Origin of the sequence: Streptomyces sp. NPDC047022 (assembly GCF_040644155.1) — a bacterium.
GTDB lineage: Bacteria > Actinomycetota > Actinomycetes > Streptomycetales > Streptomycetaceae > Streptomyces.
In genome coordinates, this window is sequence record NZ_JBEYVV010000101.1 from 1 (window position 1) to 1,551 (window position 1,551).

A 1,551-nucleotide genomic window follows, 5' to 3' on the forward strand; every position below is an offset into this window, starting at 1 on the left:
TCAGTCCTTGATGTCGCAGATGGTGGCGCCGGAGGTGAGGGAGGCGCCGACTTCGGCGGTGAGGCCCTTGATGGTGCCTGCCTTGTGGGCGTTGAGGGGTTGTTCCATCTTCATGGCTTCGAGGACGACGATGAGGTCGCCTTCCTTGACTTCCTGGCCTTCCTCGACGGCGACCTTGACGATGGTGCCCTGCATGGGGGAGGCGAGGGTGTCGCCGGAGGCGACGGGGCCGGACTTCTTGGCGGCGCGTCGTTTGGGTTTGGCTCCGGCGGCGAGGCCGGTGCGGGCCAGGGACATGCCCAGGGAGGCGGGGAGGGAGACTTCCAGGCGTTTGCCGCCGACCTCGACGACGACGGTTTCGCGGCCTGTTTCTTCGTCGGTGTCGGTGTCGGCGGGGGTGGTGAAGGGTTTGATCTGGTTGTCGAACTCGGTTTCGATCCAGCGGGTGTGGACCGTGAAGGGGTCGGTGGAGGCGGTGAGTTCGGGGGCGAAGGCGGGGTCGGTGACCACGGCGCGGTGGAAGGGGATGGCGGTGGCCATGCCTTCGACGTGGAACTCTTCGAGGGCGCGGGCGGCGCGCTGGAGGGCTTCGGCGCGGGTGCGGCCGGTGATGACGAGTTTGGCGAGGAGGGAGTCCCAGGCGGGGCCGATGACGCTGCCGGTTTCGACGCCGGCGTCGAGGCGGACGCCGGGGCCGGTGGGTGCGTCGAAGCGGGTGACGGTGCCGGGGGCGGGCAGGAAGTTGCGGCCGGGGTCTTCGCCGTTGATGCGGAACTCGAAGGAGTGGCCGCGGAGTTCGGGGTCGTCGTAGCCGAGTTCCTCGCCGTCGGCGATGCGGAACATCTCGCGGACGAGGTCGATGCCGGCGACTTCTTCGGTGACGGGGTGTTCGACCTGGAGGCGGGTGTTGACCTCGAGGAAGGAGATGGTGCCGTCCGCGCCGACGAGGAATTCGACGGTGCCGGCGCCGATGTATCCGGCTTCCTTGAGGATGGCCTTGGATGCCGTGTACAGCTGGGTGGTCTGGTCCTGGTCGAGGAAGGGGGCGGGGGCTTCCTCGACGAGTTTTTGGTGGCGGCGCTGGAGGGAGCAGTCGCGGGTGGAGACGACGACGACGTTGCCGTGGCTGTCGGCCAGGCACTGGGTTTCGACGTGGCGGGGCTTGTCGAGGTAGCGCTCGACGAAGCATTCGCCGCGGCCGAAGGCGGCGACGGCCTCGCGGACGGCGGATTCGTAGAGCTCGGGGACTTCTTCGAGGGTGCGGGCGACCTTCAGGCCGCGTCCGCCGCCGCCGAAGGCGGCTTTGATGGCGATGGGCAGGCCGTGTTCCCGGGCGAAGGCGACGACCTCGTCGGCGCCGGAGACCGGGTCGGGGGTTCCGGCGACGAGGGGTGCGCCCGCGCGCTGGGCGATGTGGCGGGCGGCGACTTTGTCCCCGAGGTCGCGGATGGCCTGCGGGGGCGGGCCGATCCAGATCAGGCCCGCGTCCAGGACGGCCTGGGCGAAGTGGGCGTTCTCGGAGAGGAAGCCGTAGCCGGGGTGGATGGCGTC

Annotated in this window: 1 protein-coding gene; it reads right to left on the bottom strand. The window is 69.6% G+C overall.

The annotated features are described in order from the left end of the window. Positions 1 to 1,551, bottom strand: a 1,551-nt coding sequence (locus tag ABZ845_RS31930) for a biotin/lipoyl-containing protein (RefSeq protein ID WP_360987051.1), incomplete at its 5' end; no start/stop codon positions are given.